The organism is Nodosilinea sp. LEGE 06152, from assembly GCF_015207525.1.
Taxonomy (GTDB): Bacteria; Cyanobacteriota; Cyanobacteriia; order Phormidesmidales; family Phormidesmidaceae; genus Nodosilinea.
Genome location: NZ_JADEWR010000001.1, coordinates 148103 through 164776 on the forward strand (window position 1 = coordinate 148103; position 16674 = coordinate 164776).

Here is a 16674-nt window from a genome sequence, read left to right on the forward strand (position 1 = left end):
TCGCGGCTCACTCGCCACAGGACTTAGGAAAGAGCCGCCGTCACGGCGTTGAGAATTGGGCTCCAGAGCAGCCCGACCATGACGTAGGGGGCGTAGCGCAAGAGGGGATGATGGTCGTAGCCAAGGCTGTTGGGCAAAATTTTCTCAATCGTCAGGGGGCCAACCATGGTGAGCCCGTAGGCCAGCACCAGGGCTGCCAGCAGCGACAGTTCTTCTTGCTCAATACCCAACGGATTCCACACAATGCCCGTCCAGATTGCCCCAATGATCAGCAGCTGCTCAGCAATCCGCTCGCCCTGGTAGCTGAGGCGACTCCAGGGCCACAGGTTGGGCTGGGGCACCAGGCGCTGGCCTAGCATCATCGTCCAGGTGACGGGGCCGCATACGCCATCGGCCCGCAGACCGTAGTAGCGCTGAAACCGGCGCAGGGCTTTGTCTGTCGCTCGATCAAACTCTCCGGTGATCTCAGCCTGAAAGCCCTCTTTGACCAGAATTTTTTGTAACCGCAGAACATCGGCACTGTAGTCTTGCTCATCGGCCGTTTTGAGCGCCAGGGTGGGGTAGCAGAGGGCGGCCCAGGTGAGCGGACCGACTACGCCGTCAACCTTGAGCCCGTTGCTGCGCTGAAATGCCTCGACTGCAAGCTGGGTGGGCTGGTCAAACTGCCCGCTGATTTGGTCACGGGTCAAAAACCCTTTGGCCACTAGCTTTGACTGCAGGTCGTAGGTGGCTTGTTGCAGCAGCGCGGGGGTGCGCTTGCTGTGCAAAACGGGGCGAATGCTGAGATCGTTCTCCCAGGCGATCGCCGCCGGGATTGACTTGGGAGAGGAGAAAAGCGCCTCAAAAACGTTCCATACCATAATCGACACTCCAGTTTAGGGGGCGAGCTAGACAACGACTTGCTATGACTTGCTATTAAGACGTTTCAGCGCTGCACGTGTGACGCATTTAGGGGCGACGTTGACTAGCGCTGCCCCTAGTGGCTTACGCTTGGGCGGGAGCAATAATGGGGCTAAAACTCTTGCGGCCTAAACCTGCCAACATTGCAATTTGATTGCACCCCTGAGTTTGCTATACTCAAAAACTGACAAGGCGGCGACATAGCCAAGTGGTAAGGCAGAGGTCTGCAAAACCTCCACCCCCGGTTCGAATCCGGGTGTCGCCTTAGTTTACTGCGCCCATTTTTGGGCTAGAAGCACCGTAGACAGGGCATCACAGCTCTGTTACGGTTTATGTATTGTTGCTAGTTGTAGCTAGTTGTAGCCAATCGAGCCTCTATTTTTAGGCAAATTTTAGGCATGGAATTTGAGGAGCGGTTGAACCGGGCTAACGGTCGATTGAAGGCAGCTAAAATTCCCGTGCGGTTGCAGGCGCTCAACCAGAAGCTTTATGCCCGTGGCACGTTCCCGCCTGCCCCAGGCAGCACGAAAGAGGCTCCATACCAGCAACGGATCGCATTGGGGTTACCAGCTAACCCTAGGGGCCTCTCCCTGGCCGAGGAACAGGCCAAGGCTATAGGGGTGGTTTTAGAGGCTGGCAAATTCGATTGGGAGCCGTACCGGGGCAGCCGAGCCGAAACGGTGGGCGATTGGATAGAGCGGTTTCGTCGCCGGTGGCGAGGTGCGCCTATCACTTGGCAAACCGATTACCAGCAGCCGTTTAATAAGCTGCCCCAGGATGCGCCGTTGACATTGGCTCTACTGGAGCAAACCGCCGAGAAGAAGACCGAGGAAAATTCGCGCAGCCGCCTGCGGTCCTGCAATGCCTACCGGCAGCTAGCCGAGTTTGCCGGGTTGCCGGTGGATGGGTTTGCCACGCTCAAGGGCAGCTACGGCGCGTCAGCGGTTGACCCACGCTCGCTTCCCACTGACGAACAGATCGCCGGTTGGCGGGGCACCATTGCCGAGCCTGGTTGGCGGTGGCTATTTGGAATGCTGGCCACCTATGGGTTGAGGCCGCATGAGGCCTACACGGCTGACCTGGCCGACTTTCCCACGGTGCGGGTGCATGCCGACACGAAGACGGGGGCGCGGTTTGTGTGGCCTCTCTACCCAGAGTGGGCCAGCACCTGGGATCTGTCGGCGGTGACCATGCCACCGCTGGCCGACATCGCCGGGTACAGCAATGCCCAACTGGGTACAAAGACCGCTAGAGCCTTTAACCGACTGGGTTTCTGCCAGGCCTACGATTTACGGCACTGCTTTGCCCGGCGCTGCCTTGAGTTTGGCTACAGCCCAGAGTTTGGGGCCAAGCTGATGGGCCACAGCCCAGAGACACACTGCAAGGTGTATCGCCGGTGGATTGATGAGGGAACCTACTGGGCTATCTATCAGGCGGGTTTGCAGCGGGGCGATCGGCCTCAAGCGCCGGGCTGAGTCTTTACCTGGCTTTGCCACTTTTCTAAGCGATCGACGTGCCACAGGTAGGTTAACCGAGCAGCGTGGGGGTTCTTCACTTTCCAGTGGTAGCCCTTGCGGAGCTGGCGACTATCACGGGCAGTGGCCAGCACCCACCGGCTCACGTCCAGGCGCTGACAGGCGGCGGCGGTGCTGAGCCAGGGAGAGGGTTTATTTGCCATGCTTGTTCACCCCTGGAGCATTGAACATGTGTTTTAGTCGCTCCTTAGCGTCAGCAGTGGAGAAGGCCCAGGCGGTGCGCTTGTTGGCCTCGCTCATGCGGCAGAGGATGTGCAGGTGATGCATGGAGCCATGGGCGGCCAGGCGGGCGATGTTGACCAACTGTTTGTTGCGCTGGTATTCGCTGGGGCCTTCGAGCCGTGGGGTGATAGGAACCCTCGATCGCAGCGCCTCAATAAACTTCTCGCGGCTATTCATCGGCTTCACCTCCCAGTTCAACAGAGGGGGTTTCTAGTGGTTGCAAGAATTCGTTGTTGAACTGCTGTGATCCGAGGCCAGGGACGTAGACCGTAGAGGCGTGAATCCCTCTCTTATCAAGCCTTACAGCGGTTTCGAGTTCAGTGCAGTAGACCCATGTTGGCTCAGGTCGTTGAACTCGTGTTGAACTCGTGTTGAACTTCTGTTGAACTTGCAAACCCTTGTCCTGTAAGGGTTTCGGCTCTGAGTTCAACAAATCTACGGGTGTGGGGGGTACCCCCTCTTCAGAAAAGTGATCATTTTTTTGATCACTTTTCTCTAAATTGATCACTTTTTCTGGAGAATTGGCGCTTATAGGAAGTTGTTGAACTTCTACCTTAGCCCTTACGCCGTCTGGGTTTTGGCTGTTCAACACGAGTTCAACATGTTGAACTTGTTGAACTGGGGCCTGTGTGACGATTTGGGCACTTAGTGTGCCAATTTGAGCACCTCCTTCTGGGGGCTGTTGAACTGGGTCTTCGGGGTCGACATCGAGGGCGACCGTCTTCTCTAACAGCTCGATTTGGGTGGCCGTGCTGCGCACGTAGACGGCGGCTCGCTGCTCACCACGCTTTTCGATCAGGTCTTCGCACTGAAGGCGCTTCAGCACCTCATAGAGCGACTTTTTGGGTAGGTTAGTTGCCTCGGCTATCTGGTCGATGCTGGCGCTGGCGACCTGGTTCATGAAGGCCAGCACGCGGTCTTTTTGGTTGAGGTCTACGTTTGGCCCCATCCAATTGCCCAGCAGTCGCCACTCCAGCGTGTTGGCGTCGAGGATGATCTGAAGGTCGAGCTTGCCCCAGCCGTTCTCTACGGCCAGGCGGTAATTGCGCTCGTCGGCGGCGAGAATGAGGGTGCCCCGGCAGGTGGCCCTGATGGCGCTGCTGCCTCGGATGGTGTCGAACACATCTACATCGCCAGCGTTCTGTAGGTTGACCTTGCCTGTGTGGTGCACCAGCAGCCCGGCGCAGCGCTGGCGCTTGCACATCTCCTGCAGCGGCTCCAGCAGCTGGCTCATCTCGGCTGAGGACTCGCTGATCGCACTGTCTCGGATGCGGCTCAAGGTGTCCAGTACCACCAGGCGCACGCCCAGCTCCTCGACCAGCTCCTCCAGGTGGGCCAGCTCTGAGAGTTTGAATTTGTCGAGCCAGTAGACCGGCAGACCGGCTTCCCACCCCTGCTTTATCTCTCGCTCCTTCGTTTTGGTCTCGGAGTCTTCACAGCGAATGTAGAGCACGGCCCCCTTCGACACAGGACGGCCCAGGAACCTGCCGCCGGTGGCGACGGCCTTGGCCAGTGTCATCGCTAGTAGCGACTTACCGGCCCTGGGGCTGGCGGCCAGCAGGAATAGCTCGTCGGCGGTCAGCAGGTCGTCTACCAGCCAGTCGGTGTAGTCGGGGGCTCGCTTCAGCAACTCATCGTTGGTAATGAGTCTGGAGCGCAGCGGGTTGTTGCCAGGAGGAGCCTGCCAGGGGGTGGCGTTGGTGGCCGCCGTGATGACCTGGTCGAAAAGGCCAGCGGATAAGGCATCGCTGATGTCCCAGCCTTCAGGAATGTCCTCGCCGGTGGCGGGGACGGTAGCCACCCGGCAGCGGTCTTTGAGTCGGGCGGCTACCTTGGCCGCTCCCTTCTCCCCGGGGGCGTCGTGGTCATAGAACACCACCACGTCGCCGGCGAGCCGTTCTAGCTCAGGCTCTGGGGGCACGTTGCCAGCGCCACAGGTGAAGCACGATACCTGTATGTCATTTTTGAGTGAGGAATGACGTACAGCCCACCCAAGTGCGATCGCATCCCATTCGCCTTCACACAACCAGGTCTCGCTGGGTTGCTCGGGCTGGTGGGTGGTGTAGACCATCTGAGGAATGCCGTACTGGCTCCAGGCTTGGTAACCATCGGGGCGATCGCCCTCGTCGAGCCAGGGGGCCACCCGCTTTTTCTGAAAGTAGGCGGTGCCGTCGGCATTAGGAATGGGGATGCTCACGGCGTGGAGGTGGCAAGACTTGCTGGGCTTGCTGCTGTCGCCCACTTTGCAGCGGGCCACCCCCAGGCGGTAGTGAGCGATCATCTCTGGGGTAATGCCGCGATCTGCTAGCCACCGTAGGGCGTGGGTGCTCTGGTTGAGTAAGCTTTCGCTGGCCTGCTTCACCTTTGCCGGTGACACCAGCACTTTGGCCGCTGGTGCTGATGGTTGGGTCTGCGGCGGTGGTGAGCTGGGCTTCTCGGCCCCGATCGCCCCGCGTATCTGCTCGGGGTTGCAACCGCGATGGCATTTGTACGCGCCGGTGGCCAGCACCGATAGGTTCTTTTTGGTGGTTTTGCCATCTAGCGCGCAGCTGGGGCAGACTGCTCTACCGCTAGTGTCGAACTCTACAAAATCTGTGATTTGGAATGGCATACTGTTCACTCGGGTAGCATTCGGCATTAAAAAAGGGGCCTAGGCCCCTAAACGACAAACGGCGGTCGCTCTGTGGGGGGCGATCGCCGTTTTTTAGGCTTCTCCTGGTGCCAGGGTGATGGCAACACACTGGACGGTGTTGCCATCAATGCGGAAATTGGCTGTCTGGCCATCCCCAGGCATGTCTGGGCTGACCACAACTTCAAGTGGGGATTCGTTGACGACTCTGATTGAGAAGTCTTGGCCCCAACGGCGAATGAAGTCTTCGAGGGTTTCTGGCATACAAACTCCTAGGTAACGACAACGGCGATCGCCCCTCAGAGCGATCGCCGTTTTTTTGTGCTCAAGATTTGTCTGAAATTCGCTGAATCACAGGTCTGTCACGTGTTGTGGGGATAATTGGGCAACCAAGTAAGGGGAATGCTTGGCCGCGCCCCCTCACCTGGCTATTGCAAATACGAAGTGGACTTCGCTACAGTATTCTACACGAAGTCCACTTCGCCGTAGTGGACTTCGTAAAATGTCTAAAGGTCACCCGTTTATGAAAAGACGCAAGGCCCTCGAACTCACTCAGGCTGAGGTGGCAAAATCAATTGGCCTATCTACCAGAGCGATTCAGCTCTGGGAATCTGGTACGCACGAACCTCGCTTGACTCTCCGTCAGGTTGTGGATTTATGCCGACTGATGCAATGCGGGCCAGAAGATTTAGCCTCTGATTTTGAGGAGATTCACAAAACGACATAGCAAACGCGGGGGTCGCCGTCCAAAGCAATACCCCCGCGCCTGTCCACTGTTCATCTAGAAGCAGGAACAACTTAATGCTAACCAATGCAGCCGCCCCCGCACCGGGGGCCGAATCCGTGCGCCCATGCAAGCCCTGGCAGATTTACATGCTCAGGGGACAGCAGTGGGTGCCCGTCGGCGCGTGTGGCGATCGTGCCCTGGCCGAGAACCACATTCGCAGCCTGCGCAAGCTGATGCGCGGCTACCAGTTCGATCTGGCCTGGGAGGGTGAAGGCGATGCCGCCTGAAGAACCCAGGCTGCGCAGCTACAACGAGCGCCTACTGCACAAAGCCGCCGTGCAGGCTATGGCCGCGCTCATTCAGGCCCATCCCGACTGGAACAGCACCGCGATCGCCGGTTGGGCGGTCGATCAGGCCCAGGCCCTGGTTAAAGAACTGTCCTTTATTGAGATTTCCGAAAATGACTAATCCTAACGAACTCCCCCCCTTCACCGACTACGATCGCCGCACCTTCGAGCATGCCGCCGAAGATGCTGGTTACGACAACGCTCGTGTTGTAGACGTTGACGACGATGAAGGCACCTGCACCATTGAGAGCGACCAGGGCAGCCACCGCTGGACCGCTGACGACGATGGGTTCCCTACCGTAGTCAAGGATTGAGCTATGCCGCGCGATCTACTCGCAGAGGTCAACGGCCTCTCAACCCCCAACCTACTCGCAGGGCTGCTCATCCTCTCCGCCCTGCTCAACGCCTGCATGGAACCCGTCTATGCGCCAGAACGTGGCTCATTGCCCGGTGAGTTTGCCCCCGGCGCTCACCCCTACGGCATCGACGGCACCGTTAACGACGAGCAAGCCCTCACCGTCGAGTCGCTGGCCTGGCCCCAAGACCATGAGGCCATGACCACTCTGCTGGGCTTCCCCATGCACTTTAGCGGCTCCTATGACTACTACCAGTACGGCGATCGCTGGCTGGTCATTCGCAACGACGGCCCTATGGCCGTTGGCTACCACTACGAGGAGAGAAGGTAATGCCTTGGCCTTTTTGGGGAACGGATGACACTGCCGACGATGAGGAGCGCGATTACCTCAATAACCATTGCAGGGAAGGCGTTGACCCTCGGTCTGTCTGGGATGACTTTGGCGACTCAGAAGTCGATCACAAGGTCGAAGCCCGCGACGACGTTCACTGCTCGACAGAGGAGGAGAACGAAGACTACTATAACCAGAACCGGCCCTCGGGCTGGTGGCCACTCTAGCTAGGTGGAATGATGATCATCATCGAGTTTCTAAAGGGGGACGCCCCTGATTTCAGTCAATGCACAACGGCACAGGCCGAAACCTACCGCGTAGCCAGGGAGCTGGTGCGACCTGGTCAACGGGCAAAGACGGCAGACATACTTGCTCGTCTCGGACTCAAAGACCCCCGGCCTTACTACTCCCGACTTGATCACCTTCAAGAAAAAGGGTATCTACGCTGGGTAAAGTCCCAGACGGCAACTGCTTAAACGATGACTCGGCTCCTTAGCCAACACCATGTAGCCTCCGGTCTCTCAGCCGGGGGTTTTTTAGTGCGCATTATGCAGAGTTGACTACCAGGACTTGAACTCTTGGTCAGACTTCATTTCTGCAACTTCTTCTTTCTGGCCACGGCGGTAGACCAAGTAAGCGTCAAAGCAGTTTATTTCTCTCCCTTCCCCCATGCTCTCAGCCATTGAACCGATGCTGGCCAAGGCGTCTAATTGAGTAGTTTCGTAGTCCAACTCTTTCCACTTCTCAACTAGCGTAAATGCCATTAAAGCGACTTGTTCCCGACTCTCAGTGCAAATCTTTTCGAGGTCGGCAAATGTAGCTTCATAAGTGGGCACATCTTCTGGTGCTGCACCATCTGCACGGGCGATTTTAGCAGGCAGATCGGGTATGGGCTCCATCTCGGGAAAAGCTTCCGCCGTCGTTGACGAGGATGAACTACATCCAGTCACCGCGACCGCCGCCAACAAACCAGTCAAGCAAATCCTCTTTTTCATCTCATCAACTTGCAGCGCTACCTATTAAACATGCCCATTATTCGAGACTGCTCTAATGGGCAATTTCGTACAAAACCTACAGTTAGGCCAAATCAACTAGGCCTTCGGTCGCACCGCCGCCCGAATCGTAAAATCGGTCGTCTTGTCTAAATAGCTCTCAATATCCTTAATTCGCTGCCTCAAATCGTCATGCACTCGGCTCAGCTCAGTCGTAAACCGGCTAGTGCGATGTTCTATCAACTCTTTGTTGGCATTGATGCGGTAGTCGGCCATCTCCCAGTGAGCCGCCTCTCGTGTCGCCTGCCGTTCATCCCCCCTGGCCAGCTGCTCAGTCGCCAGTGCTAAACGCCCCTCTAGGTCAGTAATTTGTGCCCTCGCCATAGCAAAGCGAGCATCGATCGACCGCACAACGGTAATTAGCACCGTCGAAATAGCCAGAATAGAACCAATCAGGGTAAACACAACCGGGTCAATGGTCATCAGAATTTCACGGGTATTCGGTTCTCGTTAGCGATCTGCTGCCACCCTGATGCGGCCATGTGGCCCGGTAGATTTAGAGTTTTGCAATAGCCATAAATGCTCTGCAGCGCCTCAGCATTGGCCGTTATGGCCGCCAGCTTGAGATCTTCGCGCCAGCTGTCGGGCAGTGCCTCTGACCACGTTCTAAACGATTCCGACTGAAGCAGCGCCAGCCGGAAAGCTGGCCAGTCAGGGGGCAGTGGCTCCGGACTGGCCTGGGGCAGCTCGTAGGGCTCCCAGTTTCCTGAATCGTAGGCCGCTTGCAAGGCGTTCTGTGTAGCGGCACTGTTTGAGTATGCCGCAAGCTCTGGAACGCTATTTACTACTTCGATTGGGCCATGAGTGATGCCGTCAACGGTCTGGATGGTTATGCTATTCATCGAATTTTTCTGTAGGAATAAACTGCTGCACCTCTTACTAATTGGCTAGGACTGCCGAACGTGGACGTTTCTGTCCAGACAAAAAGAGGAGTATTCCCACCCACTAATGGGTTAAATACAGACTCAAGATTTATGCCTACTTCAAAAGTCGTTCCTGAAGGGGTTGCAAGGATTTGAGTTGTGTTTGCGGCAAAAGAGGAACCTATAGAAATCGTTGTCGATGGCCCCACTCCTCTAACTTGAAAATTGTAGTAACTATTGCTGTTGTAAGTTGAGGGGCGACCTACACGCAATACGGCGCGTTTAAGCAAGCAGTTAAAAGGCAGTGCGGCCCTAAATATAGTGCTATTCGCAATGTTGCCAAATTCAGGAACCCCCCCGGAATCATATTCAGAGACACTTAACCATAAACTCCCAGACCATTCCCATTCACCTAAAATTAGCCCTCCGGCACTGCGCTCGCGCCACGTGGCCCCAGCCGCTGGAGTAGTGGGTTCTGTCTGCTGGTCGTAGGTAAAGCCGTACGTGAGGGGTCGGGTTTGGAGGGTGGCGATCGCGGTATTTTGGGCCGTCTGGCTGGTGTTGAGGGCGGCGATCGCCTGGGCCTGGTCGCCGGTGGTGGTGGCCAGGGTGGCGATCGCGGCGTTTTGTGCGTCCTCGTCTGCCTCTATCGCCGCGATGGCGAGGTCTTGAGTCGTTTGGCTACTGTCGAGCAGGGCAATATCAGCCGCCAGACCATCGATCGCGGTACCCTGGGCGGCGTCGCTGCTGGTGAGGGCGGCGATCGCCGGGCCGTAGTCGGGGGGCGCGTCGTTAAGGTCGGAGTAGTCCCCTGAAAAGGCTACAGTCGCCAGGGGTGCCTCAGTAGCCCCAAAGGTAGAAGGGGGTAACGCGGGGTTTGCCCGCCCAACGTAGAACTGCTGGTCAGCGTCGCTATAGGCCACCTCGCCAAACTCGAGTTCAGCCGGAGGGCCGCTGGCGGTGGTTCGCTTGGCCTGTACTCTAAATGCCGTCATAGGTGCCCCCATCAATCATCTGAGCTGCCGCGCCATCGGGGTACCAGACCTCAATGTTTATCGTCCAGTTCGCCTCCGCAACCACGCCATAGGCATTATGCTTGACCGCAAAATGGCGCAGGATGTACCCGGCTTCCTCAAGCACCGGGGGCACCGTAAAGCTGTAGAGCCTGGGCAGAGTGCTGGGGTAGATGGTCCTCAGAAACCTGTGGCCGCCGTTGGCATAAAACTCGCCCAGGTGAATTTTATTGAGGAACGTAACTTCCTTCGGTTGGTAGGTTTGGGTAATCCTAACCGCCGCGTCACCAATCACCGGGAAATCAAACTCTTCCCACTCAAAACCCGGCTGTTTAGTGCCTAGGGATGACCAAGCCACTCTCTAAAAACTCCAGCGAATCAGGCACAATCCCAGCTTGAATAAAGGCATCTACAGCGCCTTCGGCATCGATCCAAAACTCGTCAGGGTCCCAGTCCTCCGAGCGTAGGAGGTCGTTAAAATCGTCCTCACCGCGCTTGCCCTGAAGCACTTCGTCGAGAACGGTAGCCCGTAGCAAAGCCTTATCAACCGCCTTTGCTAACTCTGCCGGAGTCATTCCCTCGGCAGAGTTAACGACGGGCAGCAGTGGTTCTAAATAGTCCACTATGCCGTTGCTCCTTATGTACGCTCTGGAGTGATGCGGGCGCTAAAACCAGTGGTGGCATAGGCCGCAATCAGGGTAGCTCCCACAGATGCAACCGTATCGTTGGCCAGGTTCTTCCCGAACGGAATAGAACGAGATCGGTTGTTATAGGGGCGGTAGGGAAGGCCGGTAATGTCAGAGCGCTTTTGGGCTTGCCGCGGACCTTTCTGAGTCCGAATGATGCGGGCGGGCTTATAGCTCCTAATGGTGATTGCGGTATCATCGCCCAGAGCGGCGGTAACGAACTGCTGGGTGGGGGCGATGTTTCTGCAATGTTCCCACGAGGGCGACAATGCCGACTCTCGCAGCACGTGGCTAGCAGGCAGCGGAAACGCGAACGGTTTTACGTACAGAGCGACCGATTCAGGCCGATCCTCGCCCACGCCAGGGTCAAGCGCCCGCTCTTGCGCCCCAGCCAAAAAGTCTAAATATTTTTGCCGGGCAGTAATGCCACGCGCCCCAGTTAAAACCCGATAGTAACGAGGTACAGCCATACGGCCCCCTACAGTAGTGATTTCATCCCCGTTTTAGCCTGCACAATCAGCACTTACCGATTCTTGGAACCCCTAAAGGGTTCCAGGCAGAATTCAGGAGTGGCCCTAGGTGGCCAACGCGACCGCGTAGGTATAACTACGGTCATAAAGGACGATTGGCGCAGCGACTCCATGTATGTGGAGCAAAGCGTACTGAAACCTTACGTTGGCAATGGGGCGCTTGCGGGGTAAACGCCGAAGCTCTCCATAAATCGTGTCTCGGTCGGGAATGGTGGGGTAGGCTTCCATGGGCTCTTCGTTCTCGGAGTAGTTCATATTGGCCCAATTAGGATTGTGGTTTTGGACATCTAGCACCTTCCCGATTAATTCTCGCGCCTCAGACTTGCTACGGGTCAAAATTTGCAGCGCGTACCCTTTCTTCCAGTCGTTATAGGTAGCCATGTCTTTGCCTCTTCGCCATATGTAACCCGATCCACCATTGCCGAAGGCAAGCTTCACTCGATTAGCCAACGTTGCGGCCTGGGCCTTGGTGATAGAAGCGCTGCCCATCAGCCTAAACCCTATTTCTCCAGCAATCGGGCAATAATCTGGATCAACATCCTCTAAGTCTTCCTGAAAAAACAGCTTAATTTGGGGTTGGAATTTGCGGCTTTCCTGAAAACTAGTTACCGGAATCCCGTAGTAAGGAACGCGGTGCGCCTGACCTCTAATCTCATTAAATAGCTCTAAGCGTAGATGAGTTGTTGCCAGGTTGTCAGTGTCTAAGTGTAAGCAGGCTCTAGCTAAATTTTCCCTAGGCACATTCAGGTTAGGGCTCCAATTATCATCAATGTTTAAGTCTCTAAAATAATTCCTCACCTCTCTGTTGTACCAGCGCCTAACACAGGCTTGTAAATGTTCAACACTATTGAACTCAGGCGTTGCGCTGACGGCCATTAGCTTGCGCTCCTTTGACTAGATTCGACGGTTGGCTCTGCCCCTATGCTCTCTTCTTTATTCTCTGCTTGCACCGTCGCTATTGGCTCATTCTGCGGGTAGTCGATAGGCTCTCCGTCACTAATTGTTGTTCTCAAATCGGCTCTTTGCTCTTGAATCTCCCCTAGTTCGCTGGCTATTTCTAATGGGGCTTGAGTTACAAATTCAACGGTATCGGCAACATTCTCTATGGTTTCTAGCCCGTCTTGGTATCTATCTATTGTTCTGCGCCACTTATTTTGTGCTCTAGCAGACTCGGACATGTCAGGGAAAGCATTCTCACCGATCACCCCAAAGCGTTTCAAACTATTACCGATCTTGCCGGTATTGTTGGCGATATACTCTGCCAACTCAAGGCTAGTATCCATAATGCTGCGAACACTCCAAACTATGTTGGAGCCAATTTGCACAATCCTATTAGCCTTTTGCCAAGTCTTACTTGTATCGTTATAGACTTCTTCTCCCAGGACATTCTTTAATAAATTCTCGACGGACTTACCCAGCATGGCGTTTAGGTCTAACCTATTTCCCTCTTCGTCATCCACTCCAAACAGGTCTAAGGCCCCACTAAGGGCGTCTAGTAATGTCTGTCCAGTGAATCGTGACAACATTGCTGCGTTATGAATGGCTGTGATTAGAGTCAACGCATTAATTACTTTTTGGATGCGGGTAGTCTCCCACGCTTTACGCATGAAAGTATTCACGTTCCCTAGCAAGTCAAACGTCTCGCCCAGCTTTAAACGCGATTCAATACCAATGCCATACAGGCCAGGAAATCCGCTCACCGGGTTAGCGGCTCGCTGCTGGGTGTCGGTCGCCTTGCTTTGGATGTCCATCACCCGCTGTTGTTCGTAGATGCAGGTTGGCGGCTGGGGTAGATTTGCCGTTTGTACTGGCTGCGGTTTGACCACCTGCACGCTGGGGTTGGGCTGGGTGCGATTGGTTAGATCGGCGGTGGGAGTGTTGACCTTCTGCCTCAGCCCTTCGAGTAGTACCACAGGGATAGCCACTGCCAAAGGCGAAGTAGAGGAGCCGCTGAACGTACCTGGAAGGCCGCCCAGAATAGGCGACCGCCCACCTGTAGGTTTTGTTTTGTCCACTGGCGTCAGCGGGTCTTCTGCGGGCGGCGTCAGCGGGTTCTCGGCCAGATTGGACGGGGTTTCGCTAGGGGCTTCGAGGTCGGTGGGCTGAGGAGCTGGCTCCGGCGTGGTGGTGGTGGTTGGCTCTTCTGTGGGCGTAGGCGAAAAGTTGGGAACCGGAGCCGGAGAAGCCAGTGGCGTGGTATCGGGCACGTCCTGGGGCGCGGTCTCTGGCCAAGAGGTATCGCTTGGCGTAGGTTGCGGTGCCGGTGACGGCAGAGTGCGCGGGGCAGCGCCAGGCGTAGCCTGCCTTGCTGGGTTGGGAGCACGTACCGCATCTACTCCACCCGGTGGATCGCCCCCGGTGTCTGGTTCACCATACCAAGGTGTGACGGTTAAGCCTGTGACGGAAAACGCGCTTTCCCCGTTGACAGAATTGATCCATCGGAATGAGGCTCCGCCCAAATTCAAAAAAACTTGAACAGAGGTTCCAGCAGAGGTTCTTACTGTGCCGGGGTAGCTAATGCCATAAGATTCACCAAAAGGACCGGGACCGGGCGTCTCTTGCCGCGTTAGGCCGGAGACAGGGCCGTAGACGTCCATGGTGGGGATCACCCCTTCGCGTGGAACCCCTCCCACGCTGTAGCGGATTCGATAGTTGACACCCGGACTTTGGCCGCCAGTAAAGGGTGGAGCTATCCCAGGGTCTATGAGCGCGCCCTCGTACATCGCGAAGGGATTGAGTTCGTTGGGGTACTCGTCGGAGCCGCCAAAGAAGTCGGGAACCAGATCGTCAACGAAACGGCCCAACCCGCTGCCTAGAGACGAACCAATACCACCTAGAATGCCTGTGCCTATGGCTCCGCCGATGTAGCCCCCAACGGCTGCACCGCTAACGGTGCCCACCACAGGAAGCGAAGCGGTTCCCAACGGAGTCCCTGCAGCACTGCCCGCGGCAGCTCCTACCAGTCCTCCGGTTCCGCCACCTATACCACCACCAATGCCAGCGCCAACACCCTCCCAAAAGCCAGCACCACCAGCCCAGGCCGCCGCCGCCGCTGCACCGCCGTAGAGAACACCTCCCCCGGCGCTGGCTAAAACCTCTGGCTTGGCTAGCAGGGGCTGAGCTGGTGGCTTGACCGCAAGATTTAGCGGTCGCCGAAGGGCCTCCCCCCGAGGGGCCACAGTTTGAGTCGCTACCGCCGCACCACTTCCAGCAGGCAGCATATCGGGAGTGACCCCGCGGGGTAGGGGGGTGTCCCAGGCTGAGCCAACGTTAGCCATACGRCGYTGCGCCGCAGCRTCATAGTCAGCCCTGGCYTGAGCATTAATTCGACTATGTTCAGCCAAAAACTGACTGCGGGGAACAACCTGGCCTGTGGATGGAGACTTGAATAGTTGRTYGTCGCGAGCTACCTGCCTCTGAACAGCCTCACTTGGGGCAGACGGATTATACCGATCGATCGCCTCAGAAACCGCCTGCCGATTCAGGGCAGACTGACGGCTTCGATAATTTTCATAGTTCAGTACGGTGCCGTCGCCCATACGAACGTAATCTTGACCCTGGTAGCGAAARYWTTCGGGCCTGGCTGCAGGCGATCGGGTAGGAGAACTTAGGTTAAGCGGCTGGCCTAGGCTCATRARAATATTTCCCTAGGGCAAGAATGATGTCGGGAGAGGAGTATTACCAGGGAACTCCTGAACTTCTTGCCAAATTTTTGTAGTTTGAGAGCGCCAATCGTCGGAGAGTATAAAGGAAACCCTAAAAATTACGTGCTCTTTTTTGTCAGCGGCCAAACCATCTTGGGATGTGATCACGGGAATCACAGGGGCCGCTTCGCTCTCTTGATAGCGATCATTCTTCCGAAGCGAGTACAAAGCCCCAAGAGACCAGACGGCCAACTTTTCTAGCGAGTCCACGCTGGGAGGCAGGTTAGCTGGTGCAAAAGCGGTCATAGATTTGCCACCTAAAAATAAGCCAAATTACTACTCAAATCTTGCCTTATCCGACAGGGTATTACTAACAGCTTAAGTGGCAGTCTAGGCCGCAAATTAGGCGCAAGCGGGAACATGGGCTATCAACCCCCTGCTATACTTGACCCTGAGGAGCGATGCCAGGGGACTCATAAGCCCTTGGTCGCGTGTTCAAATCACGCCTGAGCCATTTTTACCGCTCCTCGAGGGGGTAAGTTGATGAATGATGCGAAAGACGGCTGTTTGCGGGTTGGGCAAATGGCCCCCGATTTCAGCGCCACCGCCGTGGTCAATCAGGATTTTAAGATAGTTAAACTGTCTGAGTATCGGGGTAAGTACGTTGTGCTGTTTTTTTACCCCCTCGACTTTACCTTTGTGTGCCCAACCGAAATTGCGGCCTTCAGCGATCGCTACAGCGAGTTTGAGGCCCTCAATGCCGAGATTTTGGGCATCTCTGTAGACAGCGAGTTTGCCCATTTGGCCTGGATTCAGACCGAGCGCAAAATGGGTGGTGTGGGCGACCTCAACTACCCCCTAATATCTGATATCAAGAAAGATATTAGCACCGCCTATAACGTGCTCGACCCCGATAGTGGAGTGGCCTTGCGAGGGCTGTTTATCATCGATCGGGACGGGGTATTGCAGCACGCTACCATCAACAACCTGGCCTTTGGTCGCAAAGTGGATGAAACCCTGCGGGTGCTGCAGGCTATTCAGCACGTACAGACGAACCCGGATGAGGTCTGCCCCGTCGACTGGCAGCCCGGCGATAGAACCATGACCCCCGACCCGGTCAAGGCGCGGGAGTTTTTTGCCGAGGTTTAGTTGCGCTGCAATTGGTAACGCTGGTCCGCTTGCCTAGGACAAAGGTGATTGTTTTCGAAAGACTGAGATAGCGTATGGGCTATACCAAAATGGTCTCTAGATAGCTTCTGGAGAGTTTTGACGCAGTTTTGGATGGCCTCTATGCTGACTTCGTCGTCGATAACCTGGGCTAGATGGCGCTACTGGTTGCCGTTGCCACCGCGTTTAGAACTGCCTCTGGGCCAAATTCCCCCTGATTTTGCCCTGTGGGATGTGACCCACGGACGCACCGTGCGGCTGGCCAATTGGCGGGGCAAACAGCCTGTGGTGCTGGTGTTTTGCCGCATTGCGACGGCGATCGCCTACAGCCCTCAGCGCTATGCTCATCTGGTGGCTATAAACGAAACCTATGCTCAGTTCCGCAATGCCGGGGCGGAGGTGCTAGCGATTAGTCCTCAGCCCCAGCGCCAGACCCAGGCGGTGATAGACGACCTTGGCCTGAACTTACCGCTGCTCAGCGACCCGACTGGTGATGTCTTTCGAGCCTACTATACGGGGCAGGCTATGGGTGCACCGCTACCGGCTCAGTTTCTGCTCGATGCCCAGGGGCGACTGCGCTACGGTCATCTATTTTCGCTGCTGCATCCGGTGGCTCTACCCGCCGCCCTGCTGGCGGCGCTAGAGCAGCTGTAGGCTAACTATTTAGCCCTAA

General features: G+C 56.2%; 23 protein-coding genes and 1 tRNA gene. 10 read left to right on the plus strand and 14 right to left on the minus strand.

Going from position 1 to position 16674, the window contains the following annotated elements:
* Window positions 1-23: 23 nt before the first annotated feature.
* A complete protein-coding gene (locus IQ265_RS00690; RefSeq protein ID WP_194050292.1) occupies window positions 24-860 on the minus strand; it encodes a peptidoglycan-binding protein in 837 nt (278 codons plus the stop codon).
* Window positions 861-1094: 234 nt separating this feature from the next.
* On the opposite strand from IQ265_RS00690, the gene IQ265_RS00695 reads away from it, so the two are divergent.
* Window positions 1095-1165 (plus strand) — tRNA-Cys (locus tag IQ265_RS00695).
* Between the two features lie 133 nt (window positions 1166-1298).
* Complete coding sequence (locus IQ265_RS00700) at window positions 1299-2375, plus strand: integrase (RefSeq protein WP_194050293.1); 1077 nt, start codon at window positions 1299-1301, stop codon at window positions 2373-2375.
* Here IQ265_RS00700 and IQ265_RS00705 read toward each other — a convergent pair.
* The 4 genes from IQ265_RS00705 to IQ265_RS00720 form a co-directional block, all read right to left on the minus strand.
* Window positions 2360-2578 carry a hypothetical protein gene (locus IQ265_RS00705; RefSeq protein WP_194050294.1) on the minus strand — a complete coding sequence of 73 codons (219 nt, stop codon included), beginning with the start codon at window positions 2576-2578 and terminating at the stop codon, window positions 2360-2362. The two genes, IQ265_RS00700 and IQ265_RS00705, sit on opposite strands and share 16 nt — an antisense overlap.
* Window positions 2568-2834, minus strand: coding sequence for a hypothetical protein (locus tag IQ265_RS00710; RefSeq protein WP_194050295.1), 267 nt, complete (start codon window positions 2832-2834; stop codon window positions 2568-2570). Before IQ265_RS00710 ends, IQ265_RS00705 begins: the two co-directional genes overlap by 11 nt.
* Complete coding sequence (locus tag IQ265_RS00715; protein WP_194050296.1) at window positions 2827-5268, minus strand: AAA family ATPase; 2442 nt, start codon at window positions 5266-5268, stop codon at window positions 2827-2829. Before IQ265_RS00715 ends, IQ265_RS00710 begins: the two co-directional genes overlap by 8 nt.
* A 93-nt stretch (window positions 5269-5361) precedes the next feature.
* Entirely contained in the window at window positions 5362-5550 is a 189-nt protein-coding gene (locus tag IQ265_RS00720; protein ID WP_194050297.1) for a hypothetical protein, read from the minus strand.
* Between the two features lie 259 nt (window positions 5551-5809).
* On the opposite strand from IQ265_RS00720, the gene IQ265_RS29780 reads away from it, so the two are divergent.
* From IQ265_RS29780 to IQ265_RS00750, 6 genes are all read left to right on the plus strand, one after another.
* A complete protein-coding gene (locus tag IQ265_RS29780; protein ID WP_228037485.1) occupies window positions 5810-6013 on the plus strand; it encodes a helix-turn-helix transcriptional regulator in 204 nt (67 codons plus the stop codon).
* Window positions 6014-6087: 74 nt separating this feature from the next.
* Complete coding sequence (locus IQ265_RS00730) at window positions 6088-6300, plus strand: hypothetical protein (protein WP_194050299.1); 213 nt, start codon at window positions 6088-6090, stop codon at window positions 6298-6300.
* Window positions 6290-6481, plus strand: coding sequence for a hypothetical protein (locus tag IQ265_RS00735; protein WP_194050300.1), 192 nt, complete (start codon window positions 6290-6292; stop codon window positions 6479-6481). The genes IQ265_RS00730 and IQ265_RS00735 overlap by 11 nt, the downstream gene beginning before the upstream one ends.
* Window positions 6474-6674 carry a hypothetical protein gene (locus tag IQ265_RS00740; protein ID WP_194050301.1) on the plus strand — a complete coding sequence of 67 codons (201 nt, stop codon included), beginning with the start codon at window positions 6474-6476 and terminating at the stop codon, window positions 6672-6674. Before IQ265_RS00735 ends, IQ265_RS00740 begins: the two co-directional genes overlap by 8 nt.
* Before the next feature lie 3 nt (window positions 6675-6677).
* A complete protein-coding gene (locus IQ265_RS00745) occupies window positions 6678-7046 on the plus strand; it encodes a hypothetical protein (protein ID WP_194050302.1) in 369 nt (122 codons plus the stop codon).
* Entirely contained in the window at window positions 7046-7273 is a 228-nt protein-coding gene (locus tag IQ265_RS00750) for a hypothetical protein (protein WP_194050303.1), read from the plus strand. The genes IQ265_RS00745 and IQ265_RS00750 overlap by 1 nt, the downstream gene beginning before the upstream one ends.
* Window positions 7274-7606: 333 nt before the next feature.
* On the opposite strand, the gene IQ265_RS00760 is transcribed toward IQ265_RS00750, so the two are convergent.
* The 9 genes from IQ265_RS00760 to IQ265_RS00800 all read right to left on the minus strand — a co-directional run bounded on the left by IQ265_RS00760 (window position 7607) and on the right by IQ265_RS00800 (window position 14468).
* Window positions 7607-8041 (minus strand): hypothetical protein, encoded by a 435-nt coding sequence (locus tag IQ265_RS00760; RefSeq protein WP_194050305.1) that lies wholly within the window; start codon window positions 8039-8041, stop codon window positions 7607-7609.
* Window positions 8042-8137: 96 nt separating this feature from the next.
* Complete coding sequence (locus tag IQ265_RS00765) at window positions 8138-8521, minus strand: hypothetical protein (RefSeq protein ID WP_194050306.1); 384 nt, start codon at window positions 8519-8521, stop codon at window positions 8138-8140.
* On the minus strand, window positions 8521-8940 hold the full coding sequence (locus IQ265_RS00770) for a hypothetical protein (protein WP_194050307.1): 420 nt from the start codon (window positions 8938-8940) through the stop codon (window positions 8521-8523). The genes IQ265_RS00765 and IQ265_RS00770 overlap by 1 nt, the downstream gene beginning before the upstream one ends.
* Complete coding sequence (locus tag IQ265_RS00775; protein WP_194050308.1) at window positions 8937-9956, minus strand: hypothetical protein; 1020 nt, start codon at window positions 9954-9956, stop codon at window positions 8937-8939. Before IQ265_RS00775 ends, IQ265_RS00770 begins: the two co-directional genes overlap by 4 nt.
* Window positions 9943-10332, minus strand: coding sequence for a hypothetical protein (locus IQ265_RS00780; RefSeq protein ID WP_194050309.1), 390 nt, complete (start codon window positions 10330-10332; stop codon window positions 9943-9945). The genes IQ265_RS00775 and IQ265_RS00780 overlap by 14 nt, the downstream gene beginning before the upstream one ends.
* Window positions 10307-10597, minus strand: a complete 291-nt coding sequence (locus IQ265_RS00785) for a hypothetical protein (protein ID WP_194050310.1) — start codon at window positions 10595-10597, stop codon at window positions 10307-10309. The genes IQ265_RS00780 and IQ265_RS00785 overlap by 26 nt, the downstream gene beginning before the upstream one ends.
* 14 nt (window positions 10598-10611) lie before the next feature.
* Window positions 10612-11130 (minus strand): hypothetical protein, encoded by a 519-nt coding sequence (locus tag IQ265_RS00790; protein WP_194050311.1) that lies wholly within the window; start codon window positions 11128-11130, stop codon window positions 10612-10614.
* Window positions 11131-11235: 105 nt separating this feature from the next.
* Window positions 11236-12066: a hypothetical protein gene (locus tag IQ265_RS00795; protein ID WP_194050312.1), complete on the minus strand. Its 831-nt coding sequence runs from the start codon at window positions 12064-12066 to the stop codon at window positions 11236-11238.
* Entirely contained in the window at window positions 12066-14468 is a 2403-nt protein-coding gene (locus tag IQ265_RS00800; RefSeq protein WP_194050313.1) for a hypothetical protein, read from the minus strand. The genes IQ265_RS00795 and IQ265_RS00800 overlap by 1 nt, the downstream gene beginning before the upstream one ends.
* Before the next feature lie 909 nt (window positions 14469-15377).
* On the opposite strand from IQ265_RS00800, the gene IQ265_RS00805 reads away from it, so the two are divergent.
* Together IQ265_RS00805 and IQ265_RS00810 are read left to right on the plus strand one after the other, a co-directional pair.
* Window positions 15378-15983 (plus strand): peroxiredoxin, encoded by a 606-nt coding sequence (locus IQ265_RS00805; RefSeq protein WP_194050314.1) that lies wholly within the window; start codon window positions 15378-15380, stop codon window positions 15981-15983.
* A gap of 141 nt (window positions 15984-16124) precedes the next feature.
* Window positions 16125-16655 (plus strand): peroxiredoxin family protein, encoded by a 531-nt coding sequence (locus tag IQ265_RS00810; protein ID WP_194050315.1) that lies wholly within the window; start codon window positions 16125-16127, stop codon window positions 16653-16655.
* Window positions 16656-16674: the final 19 nt, after the last annotated feature.